Annotated in this window: 19 protein-coding genes; 10 read left to right on the top strand and 9 right to left on the bottom strand. The window is 72.4% G+C overall.

All coding sequences use genetic code 11. The annotated features are described in order from the left end of the window. Positions 1-123 precede the first annotated feature (123 nt). The 6 genes from FHX78_RS28295 to FHX78_RS28270 all read left to right on the top strand — a co-directional run bounded on the left by FHX78_RS28295 (position 124) and on the right by FHX78_RS28270 (position 7,437). Positions 124-888 carry an IclR family transcriptional regulator gene (locus tag FHX78_RS28295; protein WP_145870231.1) on the top strand — a complete coding sequence of 255 codons (765 nt, stop codon included), beginning with the start codon at positions 124-126 and terminating at the stop codon, positions 886-888. Positions 889-1,265: 377 nt separating this feature from the next. Beyond that, positions 1,266-2,060, top strand: coding sequence for an MIP/aquaporin family protein (locus tag FHX78_RS28290; RefSeq protein WP_145870230.1), 795 nt, complete (start codon positions 1,266-1,268; stop codon positions 2,058-2,060). An 85-nt stretch (positions 2,061-2,145) separates the two neighbouring features. Continuing rightward, positions 2,146-3,684, top strand: coding sequence for a glycerol kinase GlpK (gene glpK, locus FHX78_RS28285; protein ID WP_145870229.1), 1,539 nt, complete (start codon positions 2,146-2,148; stop codon positions 3,682-3,684). Between the two features lie 8 nt (positions 3,685-3,692). Beyond that, a complete protein-coding gene (locus tag FHX78_RS28280) occupies positions 3,693-5,309 on the top strand; it encodes a glycerol-3-phosphate dehydrogenase/oxidase (protein WP_145870228.1) in 1,617 nt (538 codons plus the stop codon). A gap of 222 nt (positions 5,310-5,531) precedes the next feature. Continuing rightward, positions 5,532-6,203, top strand: coding sequence for a FadR/GntR family transcriptional regulator (locus FHX78_RS28275; RefSeq protein ID WP_145870227.1), 672 nt, complete (start codon positions 5,532-5,534; stop codon positions 6,201-6,203). Between the two features lie 163 nt (positions 6,204-6,366). After that, the gene (locus tag FHX78_RS28270; protein ID WP_145870226.1) at positions 6,367-7,437 is read left to right on the top strand and encodes a PAC2 family protein; all 1,071 of its coding nucleotides are present in this window, start codon (positions 6,367-6,369) and stop codon (positions 7,435-7,437) included. Between the two features lie 76 nt (positions 7,438-7,513). On the opposite strand, the gene mshC is transcribed toward FHX78_RS28270, so the two are convergent. From mshC to FHX78_RS28250, 4 genes are all read right to left on the bottom strand, one after another. Further along, entirely contained in the window at positions 7,514-8,743 is a 1,230-nt protein-coding gene (mshC, locus tag FHX78_RS28265; protein ID WP_145870225.1) for a cysteine--1-D-myo-inosityl 2-amino-2-deoxy-alpha-D-glucopyranoside ligase, read from the bottom strand. 104 nt (positions 8,744-8,847) lie between these two features. After that, a complete protein-coding gene (locus tag FHX78_RS28260) occupies positions 8,848-9,684 on the bottom strand; it encodes an SCO1664 family protein (protein ID WP_189908604.1) in 837 nt (278 codons plus the stop codon). Next, the gene (locus FHX78_RS28255) at positions 9,648-10,238 is read right to left on the bottom strand and encodes a DUF3090 domain-containing protein (RefSeq protein WP_145870223.1); all 591 of its coding nucleotides are present in this window, start codon (positions 10,236-10,238) and stop codon (positions 9,648-9,650) included. Before FHX78_RS28255 ends, FHX78_RS28260 begins: the two co-directional genes overlap by 37 nt. Positions 10,239-10,325: 87 nt before the next feature. Continuing rightward, positions 10,326-11,012, bottom strand: a complete 687-nt coding sequence (locus FHX78_RS28250) for a histidine phosphatase family protein (protein WP_145870222.1) — start codon at positions 11,010-11,012, stop codon at positions 10,326-10,328. A gap of 62 nt (positions 11,013-11,074) precedes the next feature. Here FHX78_RS28250 and corA point away from each other — a divergent pair, with 62 nt between their 5' ends. Further along, the gene (gene corA, locus FHX78_RS28245; protein ID WP_167531873.1) at positions 11,075-12,070 is read left to right on the top strand and encodes a magnesium/cobalt transporter CorA; all 996 of its coding nucleotides are present in this window, start codon (positions 11,075-11,077) and stop codon (positions 12,068-12,070) included. 37 nt (positions 12,071-12,107) lie between these two features. Here corA and FHX78_RS28240 read toward each other — a convergent pair whose 3' ends face one another. Continuing rightward, positions 12,108-12,896, bottom strand: coding sequence for a ferritin-like domain-containing protein (locus tag FHX78_RS28240; protein ID WP_145870220.1), 789 nt, complete (start codon positions 12,894-12,896; stop codon positions 12,108-12,110). Positions 12,897-13,137: 241 nt separating this feature from the next. Then, a complete protein-coding gene (locus tag FHX78_RS28235; protein ID WP_145870219.1) occupies positions 13,138-14,193 on the bottom strand; it encodes an LLM class F420-dependent oxidoreductase in 1,056 nt (351 codons plus the stop codon). A 233-nt stretch (positions 14,194-14,426) separates the two neighbouring features. On the opposite strand from FHX78_RS28235, the gene FHX78_RS28230 reads away from it, so the two are divergent. Both FHX78_RS28230 and FHX78_RS28225 read left to right on the top strand, forming a co-directional pair. Beyond that, the gene (locus FHX78_RS28230; RefSeq protein WP_145870218.1) at positions 14,427-15,413 is read left to right on the top strand and encodes an aldo/keto reductase; all 987 of its coding nucleotides are present in this window, start codon (positions 14,427-14,429) and stop codon (positions 15,411-15,413) included. Continuing rightward, positions 15,410-17,485, top strand: coding sequence for an ATP-dependent DNA helicase (locus FHX78_RS28225; protein ID WP_229923980.1), 2,076 nt, complete (start codon positions 15,410-15,412; stop codon positions 17,483-17,485). Before FHX78_RS28230 ends, FHX78_RS28225 begins: the two co-directional genes overlap by 4 nt. 67 nt (positions 17,486-17,552) lie before the next feature. Here the strand turns inward: FHX78_RS28225 and FHX78_RS28220 are convergent, their stop codons facing one another. Then, a complete protein-coding gene (locus FHX78_RS28220) occupies positions 17,553-18,242 on the bottom strand; it encodes a hypothetical protein (RefSeq protein WP_145870216.1) in 690 nt (229 codons plus the stop codon). 47 nt (positions 18,243-18,289) lie between these two features. Here FHX78_RS28220 and FHX78_RS28215 point away from each other — a divergent pair, with 47 nt between their 5' ends. Then, a complete protein-coding gene (locus FHX78_RS28215; RefSeq protein ID WP_142196342.1) occupies positions 18,290-18,478 on the top strand; it encodes a DUF5703 family protein in 189 nt (62 codons plus the stop codon). Between the two features lie 69 nt (positions 18,479-18,547). Here FHX78_RS28215 and FHX78_RS28210 read toward each other — a convergent pair whose 3' ends face one another. Both FHX78_RS28210 and chpH read right to left on the bottom strand, forming a co-directional pair. Continuing rightward, positions 18,548-19,273, bottom strand: coding sequence for a chaplin (locus tag FHX78_RS28210; protein ID WP_145870215.1), 726 nt, complete (start codon positions 19,271-19,273; stop codon positions 18,548-18,550). Between the two features lie 165 nt (positions 19,274-19,438). Then, positions 19,439-19,672 (bottom strand): chaplin ChpH, encoded by a 234-nt coding sequence (gene chpH, locus FHX78_RS28205; RefSeq protein WP_145870214.1) that lies wholly within the window; start codon positions 19,670-19,672, stop codon positions 19,439-19,441. Positions 19,673-19,766 lie beyond the last annotated feature (94 nt).

Here is a 19,766-nt window from a genome sequence, read left to right as displayed (position 1 = left end):
GCGCAACCGATCGTGTCCGACCATTAGCGAGAGGTCGACATGGACCGGTAGTGTTCGACATTGCCGAACAGTGGCAGCGGCAGTCGCGGGTCGACGGCCGAAGGGGACGGAGGCAGTACGGCGATGGCACGGAACATCCAGTCGCTCGAACGGGCGGCAGCGATGCTGCGGCTGCTCGCGGGCGGCGAGCGGCGGCTCGGCCTGTCGGACATCGCCTCGTCGCTGGGCCTCGCCAAGGGCACCGCCCACGGCATCCTGCGCACCCTCCAGCAGGAGGGGTTCGTGGAGCAGGACGACGCCTCCGGGCGCTACCAGCTGGGCGCCGAGCTGCTGCGCCTGGGCACGACCTACCTCGACGTCCACGAGCTGCGGGCCCGCGCCCTCGTGTGGACCGACGACCTGGCCCGCTCCAGCGGCGAGAGCGTCTACCTGGGCGTCCTGCACCAGCAGGGCGTGCTGATCGTGCACCACGTCTTCCGCCCCGACGACAGCCGGCAGGTCCTGGAGATAGGGGCCATGCAGCCGCTGCACTCCACGGCCCTGGGCAAGGTGCTGTCGGCGTACGACCCGGTGGCCCACAGCGAGGCGCTGGAGGCGGACCGCAAGGCGTTCACCGACCACACCGTGTGCGAGCTGGACGGCTTCGAGCACATCCTCGACCTGACCCGCGCGCGCGGGTACGCGGCCGACGTGGAGGAGACCTGGGAGGGCGTGGCCTCCGTGGCCGCCCCCATCCACGACCGGCGGCGGATGCCGGTCGGCGCGGTCGGCATCACGGGCGCGGTGGAGCGGCTGCGCCGGGACGGCGAGCTGCGGCCCGAGCTGATCGCGGCGGTACGGGACTGCGCCCGCGCGGTGTCGCGGGACCTGGGCGCCGGGCGGTTCTGAGCGCCGGGCGGTATCGGGCGCCGGCGACAGCGGGCGCACAGCGGACGACGACCGGGACGCCGTACGGCGTTCCGGTCGCGGCCGTGCCGTCCCGGCCGTGTCCCGGAGGGACGGACCGGGCATGAGCACCGGAACCGCCCGGAGACCGATAGATCGTGGCGATCAATAACGATCGCGCTTCCGATAACCAAACTCTTGACGCATCCGTGGCGCCGGGCAAGACTCCCGTCCATCGGTCGGCATTGTCGAACACTTACCGGCAATACGCGCTAGAGTGTGACAACGCCAAGGGCCGGCATCGCTCTCACCCCTGAGGGCGCCAATCCCCGGTGGGACCCGGGGGTCGGCTCCCTGGACGAAGGACAAAGGAGTCGCGGGTGTCCAGCTCCGACATCTTCATCGGCGAGACCATCGGTACCGCCATACTCATCCTGCTCGGCGGCGGCGTCTGTGCCGCCGTGACGCTGAAGGCCTCCAAGGCCCGTAACGCCGGCTGGCTCGCCATCGCCTTCGGGTGGGGCTTCGCCGTCATGACGGCGGTGTACATCGCGGGACCGCTCTCGGGCGCCCACCTCAACCCGGCCGTGACCGTGGCCCTCGCCATCAAGGACGGCGAGTGGAGCAACGTTCCGGTCTACTTCGCCGGAGAGTTCCTCGGCGCGATGATCGGTGCGGCGCTCGTGTGGGTCGCCTACTACGGCCAGTTCCACGCCCACCTCACCGACAAGGAGATCGTCGGCGGTCCGGGCGCGCAGACCACCGCCGCCAAGGCGGTCGAGGCCCAGGAGAAGGGCGCGGGCCCGGTGCTCGGCATCTTCTCCACCGGCCCGGAGATCCGGAACACGGCGCAGAACCTCGCCACGGAGATCGTCGGCACCTTCGTGCTGCTGCTCGCCGTGCTCACCCAGGGCCTGAACGGCGCGGGCGACGGCCTCGGCGTGCTGGGCGGTCTGATCACGGCGCTCGTGGTCGTCTCGATCGGTCTGTCGCTGGGCGGCCCGACCGGTTACGCCATCAACCCGGCCCGTGACCTCGGTCCGCGCATCGTGCACGCGCTGCTGCCGCTGCCCAACAAGGGCGGCTCCGACTGGTCCTACGCCTGGATCCCGGTGGTCGGTCCGCTGATCGGCGGCGCCCTCGCGGCCGGTCTCTACAACGTCGCCTTCGCGTAGAGGTGACCAGGTCGCCCCGAACGCCCACTGTTGTAGAAGCGCCGTACGCACAGCCCCGTAACCAAGGAACTCCCAGGAGCACACCGTGACCGACGCCCACACCGCCGGCCCCTTCATCGCCGCCATCGACCAGGGCACCACCTCCTCCCGCTGCATCGTCTTCGACCGCGACGGGCGCATCGTCTCCGTCGACCAGAAGGAGCACGAGCAGATCTTCCCCAAGCCGGGCTGGGTCGAGCACGACGCCACCGAGATCTGGACCAACGTCCAGGAGGTCGTCGCCGGAGCCGTCGCCAAGGCCGGCATCACCCGCGACGACATCAAGGCCATCGGCATCACCAACCAGCGCGAGACGACCGTGCTGTGGGACAGGAACACCGGTGAGCCGGTCCACAACGCCATCGTGTGGCAGGACACCCGCACCGACTCCCTGTGCAAGGAGCTCGGCCGCAACGTCGGCCAGGACCGCTTCCGCCGCGAGACCGGCCTTCCCCTCGCCTCCTACTTCGCCGGTCCGAAGGCCCGCTGGCTGCTCGACAACGTCGAGGGTCTCAAGGAGCGCGCCGAGGCGGGCGACATCCTCTTCGGCACCATGGACTCCTGGGTCATCTGGAACCTGACCGGCGGTGTCGACGGCGGCCACCACGTCACCGACGTCACCAACGCGTCCCGCACGATGCTGATGAACCTGCACACCATGCAGTGGGACCAGAAGATCGCCGAGTCCATCGGCGTCCCGACGGCGATGCTCCCCGAGATCCGCTCGTCCGCCGAGGTCTACGGCGAGATCAAGGGCGGCAAGCTGGGCGACCTGCTCGGCGGCATCCCGGTCGCCTCCGCGCTCGGCGACCAGCAGGCGGCCCTGTTCGGCCAGACCTGCTTCGCCGAGGGCGAGACCAAGTCGACGTACGGCACCGGCACCTTCATGGTGATGAACACCGGTGACAAGATCATCAACTCCTACTCGGGCCTGCTGACCACGGTCGGCTACAAGATCGGCGAACAGGACACGGTCTACGCCCTGGAGGGCTCGATCGCCGTCACCGGTTCGCTGGTGCAGTGGATGCGCGACCAGATGGGCCTGATCTCCACCGCCGCCGAGATCGAGACGCTCGCGCTCTCGGTCGAGGACAACGGCGGCGCCTACTTCGTACCGGCCTTCTCCGGCCTGTTCGCCCCGTACTGGCGCTCCGACGCCCGCGGTGTGATCGCCGGCCTGACCCGGTACGTCACCAAGGCGCACCTCGCGCGCGCCGTGCTGGAGGCCACCGCCTGGCAGACGCGGGAGATCGCGGACGCCATGACCAAGGACTCCGGCGTGGAGCTGACCGCCCTCAAGGTCGACGGCGGCATGACCTCCAACAACCTGCTGATGCAGACCCTCGCCGACTTCGTGGACGCCCCGGTGGTGCGCCCCATGGTCGCCGAGACCACCTGCCTCGGCGCCGCCTACGCCGCCGGTCTCGCCGTCGGCTTCTGGAACAGCACCGACGACCTGCGCGCCAACTGGCGGCGGGCCGCCGAGTGGACCCCCCGCATGGACGCGGAGACCCGCGACCGTGAGTACAAGAGCTGGCTCAAGGCCGTCGAGCGGACCATGGGCTGGCTCGAGGACGAGGAGTAAGAACCGCGATGACCACTCAGTCCACCCTGCAGACCGTGCCTGCCCTGGGGACGCACCCGGCCTCCGGCTCGAACCCGAGCCGGGCCGAGACCCGGGAGCAGCTCTCCAAGGCGTCGTACGACCTTCTCGTGATCGGCGGCGGCATCCTGGGCATCTCCACCGCCTGGCACGCCGCGCAGTCCGGCCTCAGGGTGGCTCTGGTGGACGCCGGTGACTGGGCCGGCGCCACCTCCTCCGCCTCCTCCAAGCTGCTCCACGGCGGTCTGCGCTACCTGCAGACCGGCGCGGTGAAGCTGGTGGCGGAGAACCACTTCGAGCGCCGTGCGGTCTCCCGCCAGGTCGCCCCCCACCTGGCGAACCCGCTCACGTTCTACCTCCCCGTCTACAAGGGCGGGCCGCACGGCGCGGCGAAGCTCGGGGCGGGTGTTTTCGCCTACTCGGCGCTGTCGGCCTTCGGTGACGGCGTCGGGCACCTGCTCTCCCCCGCCAAGGCCGCGCAGGACGTGCCGGAGCTGCGCACCGAGAACCTCAAGGCCGTCGCCGTCTACGGCGACGACCAGATGAACGACGCGCGGATGGCCCTGATGACGGTCCGCGCGGCGGCCGAGTCGGGCGCGGTCGTGCTCAACCACGCCGAGGTCACCGGCCTGCGCTTCACCGGCGGCAAGGTCACCGGCGCCGAGCTGCGCGACCGCCTCTCGGGCGACGAGTTCGGTGTGAACGCCCGGCTGGTGCTCAACGCCACCGGCCCGTGGGTCGACCACCTGCGCCGCATGGAGGACCCCGGTGCCGCGCCGTCCATCCGGCTGTCGAAGGGCGCGCACCTGGTCCTGAAGCGGACCTCCCCGTGGAAGGCCGCGCTGGCCACGCCGATCGACAAGTACCGGATCACCTTCGCCCTCCCCTGGGAGGACATGCTGCTGCTCGGCACGACCGACGAGGAGTTCGAGGGCGACCCGGGGGACGTCGCGGTCACGGAGAAGGACACCGCGCAGATACTCGACGAGGCCGCGTTCTCCATCCGCGACCAGCAGCTCGACCGTGATCTGATCACGTACGCGTTCGCGGGTCTGCGGGTGCTGCCGGGCGGCCCCGGGGACACGGCCAAGGCCAAGCGCGAGACGGTCGTGACCGAGGGCCGGGGCGGGATGCTGTCCGTCGCCGGCGGCAAGTGGACCACGTTCCGCCACATCGGCCGCACGGTGATGCAGAAGCTCCAGGCGCTGCCCGGTCACCCGCTCGGCGACGACTTCGAGCCGGTCTCGGCGCTGCCGAAGAAGCTGCCGCTGCCGGGTGTCGCCAACCCGCGCGCGGTCGCCCACCGGCTGCTGGTCGACGGTCCGGCGCCCGGCCCCCGCATGGCCGCGGACACCGCCCGGCACCTGGCCACCCACTACGGCTCGCTGGCCTTCGACATCGCCCGCATGGCCAACGACGACCCGGCGCTCGCCCGGCGCGTCCACCCCGAGGCCCCGGAGATCTGGGCGCAGGTCGTCTGGGCCCGCGACCACGAGTGGGCCGAGACCGCGGACGACGTGCTGCGCCGCCGCACCACCCTGACGATCCGGGGCCTGGCCACGGACGAGGTCCGCGCCAACGTCCAGGACCTGCTCGACAGGAAGTGACCGAGGACCGACCGAGGATCCCGCGGCTTGCGGACACCGGAGCCGGCAGGGGATGAGGGGCGGCTCCGCGTCGGCGGAGCCGCCCCTTTCCTCCGCCGCCGCACACCGTGCCCCGCCGCCCGGACCGCCCGTCGCGGCCGGGGCGAGCGGATTCCGGGTGGCCTGCGCGGGCCCGCATAATGAGCGGGATACATCGGACGTCCGAGCCGCGGGAGGCCGGTCATGGCAGTCACCGACGAGGCGATCGAGAAGATCAAGAAAATGATCGTCTCCGGCGCGCTGCGTCCCGGTGCCCGGCTGCCCAAGGAGAGCGAACTCGCCGCCGAGCTGGGGCTGTCCCGCAACTCCCTGCGCGAGGCGGTGCGGGCCCTGTCACTGATCCGCATCCTCGACGTGCGGCAGGGCGACGGCACCTACGTCACCAGCCTCGACCCGCAACTCCTGCTGGAAGCGGTGAGTTTCGTGGTCGACTTCCACCGCGACGACACCGTCCTGGAGTTCCTCGCCGTGCGCCGCATCCTGGAGCCGGCCGCGACCGCCCTCGCGGCGACCCTGATCGACGAGGCCGAACTGGACGCCCTGTCCGACCAGTTGGACGCGCTCGGCGAACACCCGTCGGTGGAGGACCTGGTCGCCGCCGACCTGGACTTCCACCGGGGCATCGTGCGCGGGGCCGGCAACTCCGTGCTGTGTTCCCTGCTGGACGGTCTGTCCGGCCCCACCACCCGGGCGCGTGTCTGGCGCGGCCTCACCCAGGAGGACGCGGTCGGCCGCACCCTGCGCGAGCACCGGGCCATCCTCGCCGCCCTGCGGGACCGGGATCCCGAGGCCGCGCGGTCCTGGGCGACGGTGCACATCGCGAGCGTGGAGCAGTGGCTGCGCTCCACTCTGTGAACGGTGCGTTCCGCCCCGTTCGCTCCCCGGTCGCCGAGGGGTGTCCGACGGTCCCCCACGGGGCAGTGATGGGGGCACTCCCCTTGTGAGGGGGCTGCGGGCGCCCCGCGGGCACGCCGTAAGGTTGGGGCGTACGCGAGGGCACGTCGGAAGGAGGCGCTGGGTGATCGAGCTCGAGGGGGTTCCCGAGCTGATCGACCCGGTCATGGTGGCCGCGTTCGAGGGCTGGAACGATGCCGGTGACGCCGCCTCCACCGCGGTCGCACACCTGGAGCGGGAATGGAAGGGCGAGGTGTTCGCGGCGCTGGACGCCGAGGACTACTACGACTTCCAGGTGAACCGCCCCACGGTGTTCATGGACGGCGGGGTCCGCAAGATCACCTGGCCGACCACGCGGCTGTCGGTGGTCCGGGTCGGCGGCGACAAGCCGCGCGACCTGGTGCTGGTGCGCGGCATCGAGCCGTCCATGCGGTGGCGTTCGTTCTGCAACGAGATCCTCGGCTTCGCGCACGAACTCGGCGTGGAACTGGTGGTCGTGCTGGGCGCGCTGCTCGGTGACACCCCGCACACCCGCCCGGTCCCGATCAGCGGCACCACGTCCGACCCGGACCTGGCCCGCCGCATGGACCTGGAGGAGACCAAGTACGAGGGCCCCACGGGGATCGTCGGCATCCTCCAGGAGGCGTGCACGCACGCCGGTGTCCCGGCGGTGTCGCTGTGGGCGGCGGTGCCGCACTACGTGTCGCAGCCGCCCAACCCCAAGGCCACGCTGGCCCTCCTCAACCGGCTGGAGGACCTGATCGACGTGCGCGTCCCGCTGGGCGAACTGCCCGAGGACGCGCGCGCCTGGCAGCTGGGTGTGGACCAACTGGCCGCGGAGGACAGCGAGGTGGCCGAGTACGTCCAGACGCTGGAGGAGGCCCGGGACACCGCCGAGTTGCCGGAGGCGTCGGGCGAGGCGATCGCCCGCGAGTTCGAGCGGTATCTGCGGCGCCGTGACGGGGCGTCGGGGCCGCCCGGCGGGCACGCCACGGCCGACGGCTCGGAGGGCACGCCGTACCGGCGGGACACTCCGGGCGGCCGCTCCCGTCCGTCGAAGCCGTCCAGACCGGAGACGGACACGGGTCCCGATCCCGCTCCGGGTCCGGATTCCGGCGCGGAGCCGGGGACCGGTCCGGGGACGGATCCGGGGAAGGGTACGACCGCGGACGGCGAGGATTCGTCGGAGGACTGACCGGGTCCGGCGGTACGGAGAAGGGGGGCGCCCCGTCGATGGACGGGACGCCCCCTTCTCGTTGGTCCGGGGCCGGTTACAGCGCGACGCCGAGCAGGGCGTCCACCGCGCGGGAGACGACGCCGGGCGCGCCCGGGTCCGTGCCGCCGCTCTCCTCCTGCAGCAGGGCCCAGCGGTCGACGGCCGCCAGGGCGGCCGGGGCGTTCAGGTCGGCGGCGAGCGCCTCGCGGATCTCCTCGACCAGCGCCTCGGCGGGCGGGCCGTCGGGGCGGGAGACCGCGGCGCGCCAGTGGCCGAGCCGGGTCACGGCGTCCTGGAGGACCTGGTCGGTCCACTCCCAGTCGGCACGGTAGTGGTGGGCGAGCAGCGCCAGCCGGATCGCCGCCGGGTCCACGCCCTCGCGCCGCAGCGCGGACACGAAGACCAGGTTGCCCTTGGACTTGGACATCTTCTCGCCGTGCAGGGCGACCATGCCGGCGTGGACGTACGCCTTCGCCATGGGGAACTCGCCGGTGAGCACCTGGGCGTGCGAGGCGCCCATCTCGTGGTGCGGGAAGACCAGGTCGGAGCCGCCGCCCTGGACGTCGAAGCCCATGCCGAGGTGGTCGAGGGCGATGGCCACGCACTCGATGTGCCAGCCGGGCCGGCCCCGGCCCAGCGAGCCGCCGTCCCAGCTCGGCTCGCCCTCGCGGGCGGCCATCCAGAGCATCGGGTCGACCGGGTTCTTCTTGCCCGGACGCTCCGGGTCACCGCCGCGCTCGGCGGACAGCAGCCGCATCGCGGCGGCGTCGAGGTTCGAGACCTTGCCGAAGTGCGGGTCCGACTCGACGGAGAAGTAGATGTCGCCGTCGACCTCGTAGGCCGCGCCGAGGTCGCGCAGCCGCTCGACGAGCGGCACGATGCCCGGTATGGCCTCCACGGCGCCTATGTAGTGGCGGGGCGGCAGCATCCGCAGGGCGGTCATGTCCTCGCGGAAGAGGGCGGTCTCCTGCTCCGCCAGCGCGGCCCAGTCGACACCGTCCCGCTCGGCCCGCTCCAGCAGCGGGTCGTCGACGTCCGTGACGTTCTGGACGTAGTGCACCTGCCGCTTGGTGTCGAGCCACACGCGCTGCACGAGGTCGAACGCGTTGTAGGTCGCCGCGTGTCCGATGTGGGTGGCGTCGTAGGGAGTGATGCCACAGACGTAGATACGGGCGACGGGACCGGGGTCGAGGGTGATCGGGCCCCCGGTCGCGGTGTCGTGGATCCTCAGGTCGCGGCCCTGACCGGGCAGGGCGGGGACCTCGGAAGCGGGCCAGGCATGCATGCCATGAGCCTAACCGGACCGCGGTTCCAGATACGAACCGGAGCGGTCCGGACGGCCGGGAAGGCACTCTTGCGCCCGGCCGCCCGACGTGCTGTCCGCCCCGGTCAGACCGGCGGCCACGGGATGGCCGGCCACCGCCCGCCGGGCTCCGGGTGGACACCCGAGGTGAGCAACGCCTCCACGCGGGCCCGCGCCGCGTCGACCTCCGCGGGGGTGATCAGGGGGGTGAGGGCGGTGGTGAGGGTCCCGCCGTCCGCGAGGGCCTTCCTGAGGCCCTTGAGGACGTCGAGCGCCTCCTCGGTCAGCGGCTCCCCCGCCCAGCCCCACAGCAGCGTGCGCAGCTTGTCCTCGACGTTGAAGGTGACGCCGTGGTCGATGCCGTACAGCAGGCCGTCCGCGGTGGGCAGCAGGTGCCCGCCCTTGCGGTCCGCGTTGTTGATCACCGCGTCGAGCACCGACAGGCGGCGCAGCCGCTCGTCGTCGGCGTGCACGAGCAGCGCGGTACGGCCCTCGCCGACCTCCGCGAAGCCGACCGCCTTCCACCCCGGTTCGGGCTCCTCGGCATCCACCAGGGCGAGGAGTTCCGCGCCGGCGGGCGCCGTCTCGATCCACAGCTGGCACATGCCCTCGCCGTAGGGGCCGTCGCGCAGCACGGTGGGCGGCACCAGCCCCCACCCGGTCGCCCGGGAGACCTCGTACGCCGCGACCTCGCGCCCGGCGAGCGTCCCGTCGGGGAAGTCCCACAGGGGCCGCTCCCCCGCGACCGGCTTGTAGACGCACGCGGCCTCGAGGCCCTCGTGCGTCACGGTGCAGTACAGCGCGGCGTTCGACGCCTCACGGATGCGTCCGCGCACGGTCAGCTCGCCCTCGGCGAGCAGCACCGCGACGGCCGGGTCGTCGGCGCTCACGCTCCGCGGCGGTATCCGTTCTGGCGCGGACATACGTGTCCTTCCGGGTCGAGCGGGAGGCTGCACAGCGGGCACGGCGGCCGCCCGGCGTTGACGACGTCGAGGGCGCGCTTGGCGAAGGCACGGGCCTGCGCGCCGGTGAGGCGGACGCGGAGCATGGGCGGCCCGTTCTCCTCGTCCTGGAGCAGCCGCTCCTCGGCCTCGGCGAGGTCCTCCTCGGAGTCGGCGTCCAGTTCGACGAGGGCCTGCGCCTCGACGATCATGCGCTGCTCCTCGCCGTCCCAGGCGAGCGCCATGGTGCCGACGCGGAACTCCTCCTCCACGGGGGTGTCCAGCGGGGCGGTGTCGGTGATCTCGGACGGCGCCATGGCGGGCACCGCGGCGCTGCCGCCGCTGCGCCGCACGACCTCGTCGAGCAGTTCGTCCATGCGCTCGGCGAGCGCCGCGACCTGGGTCTTCTCCAGGGCCACGCTGGTCACCCGGGAGCCGGCGGAGGCCTGGAGGAAGAACGTACGGCGCCCTGGCAGTCCGACCGTACCGGCCACGAAACGTTCCGGTTGGTCGTAGAGGAACACCTGACGGGACACGTCCTGACTCCATTGAGTGGTGGGAACGGGCGGCTGTTCGAACGGGAGCGCAACTTCGCGATCGCTTCACCCTACTGCGGCCGACGATCACGGTGCGCCCGCGTCACCCCCGACCGTGGCGTCGTCGGCGGGCGTCTCCTCGCGCGGCGCCAGGGACGCGAAGTCGCCGGTGTCGCCGAGACGGACGAGAAACGGCCGCAGTCGTGTGTAACGGATCGCGGTGATGGAACACGGTTCAACGGAAATCCGCTGGAAGAGGTCGAGATGAAGTCCGAGTGCGTCGGCGACGAGAGACTTGATGATGTCGCCGTGCGAACACATGAGGTACACGGCGTCGGCGCCGTGGTCGCGCTCCACACGCGCGTTCCACTCGCGCACCGCCTCGGCGGCGCGTGTCTGCATCGCGCGCATGGACTCCCCGCCGGGGAACGCCGCCGCCGACGGGTGCGCCTGCACCACCTGCATCAGGGGCTCGTCCTGGAGCTCGGCGAGTTTGCGGCCCGACCAGTCGCCGTAGTGGCACTCGCCGATGCGGTCGTCGGTGTGGGCGGTGAGGCCGGGGCGGGCTTCCAGGAGCGGCCGGAGGGTCTCCTGGCAGCGCTGCAGGGGGCTGGTGACGATCTCGGAGAGCGGCAGCTCGGCGAGCCGCCCGGGCAGTGCGGCGGCCTGCTGGGCCCCGCGGTCGTCGAGGGTGACGCCGGGCGTCCAGCCGGCGAGCAGTCCCTCGGTATTGGCGGTGGAGCGTCCGTGCCGGACCAGGAGCAACGTGGGCATGCGGCCCAGGGTAGGCGCACGTGTGTGTGCGGTGTCCGCCGAATGAGGGGAGAGTGCGTTTCGTGATCGTCGACTGTGCCATCTACCGGGAGGGGCACCGGTCGGAGGGGCCCGAGGACTTCTCCGACGCACTCGCCGAGGCGCGGTCGGCGGGAGGGTTCGTCTGGATCGGGCTGCACGAGCCGACGGCCGACGAGTTCGACCTGGTCTCGCAGGAGTTCGGGCTGCACCCGCTGGCGGTCGAGGACGCCCTCAAGGCCCATCAGCGGCCCAAACTGGAGGTGTACGACGACTCGCTGTTCCTGGTCCTCAAACCGGTGGTGTACGAGCCCCGGAGCGACACCGTCTCCTCCGGGGAGATCATGACCTTCCTCGGTGACTCGTTCGTGGTGACCGTGCGGCACGGCGAGGGCGCCCCGCTCAAGGCCGTGCGGAGCCGGCTGGAGCGGGAGCCGGAGCTGCTGGGCAAGGGGCCGACGTCAGTGATGTACGCGGTCGCCGACGCCGTCGTGGACCACTACCTGGACGTGGCGACCGAGCTGCAGACCGACCTGGAGGAACTGGAGACGGAGGTCTTCTCCCCCGACGGGGGCGGCTCCCGGCACACCGCGTCCCGGATCTACAACTTCAAGCGGCAGATCCTGGAGTTCCGGCGGGCGACCGGGCCGCTGGCGATGCCGATGACGCGGCTGGCGGGGGTGGGCACGTTCGGGGCGGGGGTGCCGTTCGTGGAGGACCGGGCGCGGCCCTTCTTCCGTGACGTGCACGATCACCTCACGCGCGTGAACGAGTCCGTGGAAGGGCTGGACCGTCTGGTTTCGGACATCCTCTCGGCCCACCTCGCCCAGATGAGCGTGCGGCAGAACGACGACATGCGGAAGATCTCCGCGTGGGCGGCGATGGCCGCGGTCCCCACGATGATCGCGGGGGTCTACGGCATGAACTTCGAGCACATGCCGGAGTTGCGGTGGGAGTGGTCGTATCCGGCGGTGATCGTGCTGATGGCGCTCTTGGAGGTGCTGTTGTTCCGGTTGTTCAAGCGGCGGGGATGGCTGTAGGCGGGGGTCCCGGCGTGGCGGGGGCGGGGGTGCCCGGTCAGGCGAACTCGGGTTCCGGGCCGGCGGGGCCGCCCAGGGCGTTGCGGCGATCCGGCATCCTGAGGGAGACCATGCGGCGCCAGCCGCCCAGGCGTTCGTACGCGTACACCGCGTGGATGCCTGCCGCGAGGGCGGCCGCCTTGGGTTTGGGCCAGCCGAGGATGCGGCCCATGTGGGCCATCACCGCCAGGCTGACGTCCCGGTAGATCCTGATCTCCGCGAGCGCGCACTCGCGCAGGGTGCGCTGGATGACGCGGCCGTGCCCGGCGTACGCGAAGCGCAGCAGCTCCTCGTGGCAGTAGGCGAGGTGGTTGTCCTCGTCCTGGGAGATCATCCTGACCGCGCGGCCGAGGTCGGGGTGGTCGGCGAAGTGCTTGCGGAGCAGGTCCATCTGCTCGGAGGCGCGCTGCTCGGTGACCCTGCTGTGGGCGAGGTAGGTGACGATGTCCCCCTCGGTGAGGGGTTCGTCGCGCTTGAGCCGGACGTGGGCCAGGCCGATGCCGTTCTGTTCGAGGAGCATCGTGTAGTCGGTCTCGGGCGGGACGGGGACGGGCCGCAGACCGCGCTTCTTCAGCAGGGCGTCGAAGATGCGGCCGTGCTTGTCCTCGTCGGCGCCGTGCCGGGTGATCTTGGGAGCGAGGTCGCGCTGGGTGCCGGGCACCAGCGCGGCGATGCGGGCGTTCTCCCAGCCGCCCTGGGACTCGCCGCTCGCGGCGATGGAGCAGAAGAGGGCGAAGGAGTCGTCGTGGTCGAGGATCTCCTGGAACAGGCTCTTGGCCGAAAGCATGGGGGCCACCTCTCCGCGGGTTCCCGGTTCTGCGGTTCTGCGGATCCGCAAAGAACGAGTCAAGTGCGCGGCTTCGGGGGTGGCAACAGGTGTGGCGGACAACTCCGCCAAAAGGAGTACACGGGGGTGTGGATGCGGGCGTAACCGCGGGGGCCGGCGGGCGTTGTTCCGGTGACGGCCGTGGCGGGGAGTGCCCCCGAGCCCCCACCACGGCCGTGGGGATCACATGACGCGGCCGTGACTAGGCCAGGCCCGCGCGCTCCAGGGCCTCGGTGCCGGCGCGGAGCGAGGCCAGGCGCTCGTCGAGGGTGAAGCCCGCCGGGGCGAGGGTGAGCGTGGTGACTCCGGCGGCGGCGTAGGCCTTCATCCGGTCGGCGATGCGGTCCACCGAGCCGAGGAGGGTGGTCTTGTCGATCAGGTCGTGCGGTACGGCGGCGGCCGCGCCCTGCTTGTCGCCGGACAGGTACTTGTCCTGGATGTCCGCGGCCTCGCGTTCGTAGCCCATGCGGCGGGCGAGCTGGTTGTAGAAGTTCTGCTTGCGGCTGCCCATGCCTCCGACGTACAGCGCGGTGTAGGGGCGGAAGGTGTCGGCGAGGGTGGTGACGTCCTTGTCGTCGCCGACGGCCAGCGGGACGGTGGGGCAGATGTCGAAGCCGTCGAGGGTCCTGCCCGCCTTCTCGCGGCCGGCGCGCAGGTGCTGGACGGCGGTGTCCTCGAGGTGCTCGGCGGAGGGGAAGATCAGCAGGGCGCCGTCGGCGATCTCGCCGGTCTGTTCGAGGTTCTTCGGGCCGATGGCGGCGATGTAGAGGGGGATGTGCTCGCGCTGGGGGTGCACGGTGAGCTTGATGGGCTTTCCGGGGCCGCCGGGGAGGGGAAGGGTCCAGTGCTCGCCGTCGTGGGTGAGGCGTTCGCGGGTCATGGCCTTGCGGATGATCTCGACGTACTCGCGGGTGCGGGCGAGGGGCTTGTCGAACTTGACGCCGTACCAGCCCTCGGAGACCTGCGGGCCGGAGACGCCGAGCCCGAGGCGGAAGCGGCCGCGGGAGAGGGAGTCGAGGGTGGCGGCGGTCATCGCGGTCATCGCGGGCTGGCGGGCGGGGATCTGGAAGATGGCGGAGCCGACGTCGATGCGGGTGGTCCGGGCGGCGACCCAGGTGAGTACGGTGGCGGCGTCGGAGCCGTAGGCCTCCGCGGCCCAGCACACCGCGTAGCCGAGGCGGTCGGCCTCCTGTGCCACGGCGAGGTTGTCGGCGTCCATTCCGGCGCCCCAGTAGCCGAGGTTGATCCCTAGCTGCATGGCCGTCTCCCCTTACCGATCAGTAACGTCGTTTGTGCGGAGACCTTATACCTCCGGTGGTGGGGCGGGGGTGTCCGTCCTCGGTCTCCGGCGCGGAATCGGTCGGTCGAGGAGGCTCGGGGCGCGGACGCGCCGGCCGCTGCGGGCGGTCACGCCGCCCGGCCTCCCCGGGCGGGAATTGCGTTGTCCACAGGCACGCACACCCCAGGCTCCGGCCAGTAATCTCGGCGTTCATGGAGCAGAGGCATCTCGGCCGTACCGGCCTGCGTGTGTCCCGCATCGGGCTCGGGACTCTGACCTGGGGTCGGGACACCGACGAGCACGACGCCGCGGACCTCTTGAAGACGTTCTGGGAGGCGGGCGGCACCCTCGTGGACACGGCGGACGTGTACGGCGACGGAGAGGCCGAGTACCTGCTGGGGAGGCTGATGGAGGGGCTGGTGCCGCGCCAGGACCTCGTCATCTCCACGAAGGCCGGGAGCGTACCGGACCCGGACCGCCGGTTCGACGGCTCGCGCGGGCATCTGCTCGCCGCGCTCGACGCCTCGCTGGCGCGGCTCGGCACCGACTACGTCGACCTGTGGCACGTCCACGCCTACGACCCCGCCACCCCGCTGGACGAGACCCTCCAGGCGCTCGACATGGCGGTCGGCAGCGGGCGGGTGCGGTACGCCGGTGTGTCCAACTTCTGCGGCTGGCAGCTGGCCAAGGCCGCGACCTGGCAGCTGGCCGTGCCGGGGACGCGGACCCGGCTGGCGAGTACGCAGATGGAGTACTCGCTGCTGCAACGGGGCGTGGAGCGGGAGGTGCTTCCCGCGGCCCTCGATCTGGGGATCGGGCTGCTCCCCTCCTCGCCGCTCGGGCGGGGCGTGCTGACCGGCAAGTACCGCAACGACGCCACCCCGCCGGACTCGCGGGGGGCGTCGGACCATCTCGCGCCGTTCGTCGAGCCGTACCTCGACGACGCGGCGAGCCGGATCGTGGACGCGGTGACGACGGCGGCGGACGGACTCGCCGTGACCACCCTCCAGGTGGCGCTGGCGTGGGTCCGCGACCGGCCCGGGGTGGCCGCCCCCATCGTCGGGGCGCGCAACGCGCGGCAGCTCACGGCGGCGTTGTCAGTGGAGGCGCTTACTCTTCCTGACGAGATCTGCCGGGCGCTCGACGATGTGTCGGCGCCCGTGCACCACTATCCCGATCACGACTGGAGCACGCTGTGAGCACCGAGCCGCCCGAGACCACGGAGGACGCCGGGCCGGAAAGCGCGGACGGCAAGCCCGCCGAGGGCGCGCAGGTGTCCGAGGCCGAGGGCGAACTGGCCGCGCAGCGCCTGGAGCGGGAGCGGATCGAGCGGCGGAAGGCGGAGCGGCAGGGGCCGATCGAGGCCGGCGGCAAGCTGAGCGGCACGGCCGCCGATCTGCTGGCCGCCGTGCGGGCCGTGGAGAGCGGGGAGAAGCCGGCCGCCACGGTGTTCGAGGAGGACCGGCCCGCGCCGCGGCGGCCCGCTCCCGAGCCGGTGCGGCGGGCGCCCGCGGTGAGCCCGGGCGAGGTGGCTCCCGCCACCGGCGCCGTCGAGGACGTGCGGGGGGTGCTGGCCCAGGGGGGCGCGCCGGAGGGGCTCGCCGCGCAGGCCGCCGGCGTGCTGGGCGAGGGCGGCGCGGAGGTGCTGCGCGCCGATCCCTGGCAGTTGCTGCGGGTCGCCGGTGTGCGGCCCGAACAGGCCGACGCGTTCGCGCGGGCGCTGCTCGGTGCCGGGGCCGGTCCGGACGACGAGCGGCGGGGGCGGGCGGTCACCGTGTGGCTGCTGGAGCAGGCCGCACTGGCCGGGCACACCGCCCTGGACATGTCCGCGCTGATCACGGCGCTGGGGCGGCAGGGGGTGCCGGAGCCCGAGGAGGCCGTGCAGAACGCCATCGCGGAAGGGGACGTGCTCGTCTTCCAGGACGCCCTCGCGGACGCCGGGGCTCCGGCTCCGCGGGCGGACGGCGAGGAGGAGGACGAGGAGCGGCCGGTCCGGGTGCTGGTGGGGCTGGAGCGGTACGCGCTGGCCGAGGAGAGCCTGGCCGACGGTCTGGCCCGGCTGGTCAACTCCGCGCCCGAGCAGGGCGGCACGGAGGAGGAGTGGGAGCCCGCGGCCGCCTCTGCGGACGGCTCCGCGGGTGAGCTGATCCGCGCGGTCGCCCGGCACGGGCTCGTGCTGCACACCGGCGGTGAGGCCTCGCTGGCCGAGCCGGCGGCGCTGCTGACCGCCGCGCACGGTCTGGGGCTGCGGGCCTGGGCCGCCGCCCACAGTCCGGTCGGCCGGGAGCGGTTCGCGGCCCTGGTCGAGGGAGCGGGTGTGGCCACGGTCGCCGGGCTGCTCTCCGGCGCCGAGGGGCCGGGGCGCGACGCCGACGGGGCACTGGACGTGGACCTGCTGGTGGTGCTCGACGCCCCGCAGCTCGACGTCGAGGCCGCCGCGCTGGTGACGGAGTCGCTGCCGGACGGCGCCCGGCTGGTGCTGGCCGGTGATCCGGGGGTGCTGTGGTCGGTGGGGCCCGGGCGGGTGTTCGCGGACCTGCTGGCGGCGCGGGTCTGCCCGCAGATCGCCTCGCGGCGGCCGGATCCGGGGCCGCTGGGCGAGCTGGTCTCGGGAATCGGCGTGGGCGAGCTGAACCAGGTGGAGGCCCCCGGCAAGGAGGTCGTGATCGTGCCGGTGCGGGACGCGGGAGAGGCCGTGCACCGGACCGTGCAGCTCGTCGCGGACTCGGTGCCGCGCGCGATCGGTGTGCCCGCCGAGGAGACGCAGGTGATCACCCCGGGCCACGGGGGCGCGGTGGGCACACGGGCGCTGAACGCGGCGCTGAAGGAGCGTCTGAACCCGGGCGCGGGGCGGTTCGGCGGGTTCGACCCCGGTGACCGGATCGTCTACTCCCCCGCTCCGGGCCGCACGCTGCCGGGCCGCGTGGTCAAGGCCGACGGGCAGGGGCTGCACCTGGTGTGCGCGGGCGAGGAAATCGTCGTACCGAGGGAGCGGGTGGAGCAGTCCGTGCGGCACGGGTGGGCGCTGACCGCGCACCAGGCGGTGGGCTGCCGGTGGCCCGCGGCGGTGGTGGTGCTGCCCGGCGACGCCGTGCCGGCACTGAGCCGCCCCTGGGTCTACACGGCGTTCAGCCGCGCCGACCGCCATCTGTCCGTGGTGCACGGGGTGGAGCAGGCACTGCCGCGGGCCGTGGCCGAGGTGGCGGCCAAGCCGCGGACGACGCGGCTGGCGGCGCTGCTGGCGCCGCAGGTTCCGGCGGCGGACGGCTGAGCCGGCGCCGCACACCACGGCGGCGCCCCCTTCGGGATGCCGCCGCCGTGATGCGGGACGGGTGCGGTCAGCGGTCCGCGTCGAGCGGCTCCAGGTCCTCGTCCTCGTCCAGGGCCGGATCCAGCTCGTCGAGGTCGTCGGTGTCGTCGTCGAGGTCCTCGTCCTCGTCGAAGACCGCGCTCACGTCGAAGCGGCACACCACCTGTTGCGGGTCCACCTGCTCGAACGGCGCCTCCAGCCATTCGCCGGGTTCGGCGGGCACGTCCGAGGCCGTCACCCAGAGCGTGGAGTCGCCCTCCTCCAGGCCGAACTCCTTGTGCCGGGAGGCGATCTCGTCCGGTTCGAACTCGCCGAAGAGCAGGCCGAGCGCGCCGTGGACGGTGCCGGAGGCGTCCGAGCCGTCGCCGTCCGCCGCCTCGATCCGCTGCGCGTGCCCCAGCAGCCGCTGCGGTTCCGCGACCGAGTAGTCGCGGCGGATCAGCACACTGAGCGCGTTCGGTTCCTCGGGGCCGGCGTACGGCGGCAGCGCGTCCTCCGCTCCGGGGATCTCGAACGGGGTGACCTCGTCGTAGCGGTCGTAGAGCAGTTCGTCGTACGCCTCCGCGGCCGCGGCCAGCTGGTTGAACGCCTCGTAGACGGCCGGGTCGTCCTCCCCCGACCGGCGTTCGACCGCGGCCAGGTGGCGGTCGAGCGCGGTCTTGACCGCCTCGGCGGCGGCGCGTACCTCGGCAGCGGTGGGCTGCGCAGCATCAGACATAGTGCAGACGCTATCCGTACCGGGGCCCGACCCGCACAATAGATGCGATGCCGGAATACGAATTTGTCGACGTGTACGTGCCGCGCGGGGTGTCCCGCAGGGAGACGGCGCGTCTACTGACGGACCACGCGGAGTACGGACACTGGGAGTTGTACCGCCTGACGCTGATGCGTGACGGCAGTCGCAGGGTGCGGCTGCGGCGGCGGATCATCCGCCAGGTACGCGCCACCTGGTGAGCCCGGGCGGCTCCCCGCACGGAACGGAGCGGGCCCCGCGGTCGCGGGGCCCGCTCCGTGTGCGCGGAATCACGCAGCGGCCCGCGCCTTGCGGTAGAGGACCGCGCCGGCCAGCAGCGCGCCCGCGCCGACCGGCAGCACAAGGCCCATCGGCATCTCGCTGCCCGTCTGGGCGAGCTGGGCGTCGGCCTGGGACCGGGTGGCGGTGTGGGCGACCGGCTCGTTGCCCTGAGAGGCCCCGGGCGGGGTGCGGTCGCCCGGGGTGGCCGGGGTGCTCGGCTCGTCGCCGGGGTGCTCCGGGCTGCCCGGAGTGCCGGGCTCGCCGGGCTGTCCCGGCGTCTCGTGGCCCGGGCCGCCGTTCGCGCAGTCGTTGCCCTCGGTGGCGTTGCCGGCGCCGAGGACGTTGACGCTGTTGCCGCAGACGTTGACCGGGACGTGCACCGGCGCCTGGATCACGTTGCCGGAGCCCACGCCGGGCGAGTCGCTCGCCCGGCCGTCGGCGTGCGAGCCGCCGTGGGATCCGGAGCCGCCGTGTCCGTCCGCGGCGGAGCCGCCCTGGTTGGCGCAGGAGTTGCCCACGGCCGGGTTGAGGACACCGACGACGTTGACGGTGTTGCCGCAGACGTTGACCGGCACGTGCACCGGCGCCTGCACGGTGTTCCCGGACAGCACGCCGGGCGAGCCGATGGCGGCGCCCGCCGCGCCGGAGTCGGCGTGGGCGGCCCCGCCCGCGGCGGCGAGCACTCCGGCGGCGCCCGCCATGGTCATCAGGCCCTTGCGGGCGACCTGTCGCATTGCTGAATCCCTGCCTTCGACCTGGTGCCGGGAATTCCGTTCCGAAGGATTCCCGGTGTTCCGACGTATTCACAGACCTGTCGGCCCCGGAGCGCATGGCGCGCGCTCCGGGGCCGACGGGCTCAAACCCTCAGAGGGCCTGCCCTTGACGAGCGGGGCGCAATGTCACTGGTTGACGCAGGTGTTGCCGAAGGCGGGGTTCAGCAGCCCGATCACGGAGACCGTGTTGCCGCAGACGTTCACCGGCACGTGGACCGGAACCTGAACGACGTTGCCGGACACAACACCCGGGGAGTGCACGGCGGCACCCTGGGCACCCGAGTGGGCGGAAGCCAGGCCCGCGCCCGCGAGAACCAGTCCACCGGTGGCAGCCGCGACAGCGACGACCTTCTTGATCATTATTCCTCCTAGTTGGCAAAGCGATCCAAAGTCGCGGATCACATCACGGGTAACGAGGAGGAAGTAATGAGGCTACGAGCTTATGGTCGCATTC

Origin of the sequence: Streptomyces capillispiralis (assembly GCF_007829875.1) — a bacterium.
GTDB lineage: Bacteria > Actinomycetota > Actinomycetes > Streptomycetales > Streptomycetaceae > Streptomyces > Streptomyces capillispiralis.
The sequence above is the reverse complement of the archived record's forward strand: the minus strand, read 5'-3'. Positions and strand labels throughout refer to the sequence as shown.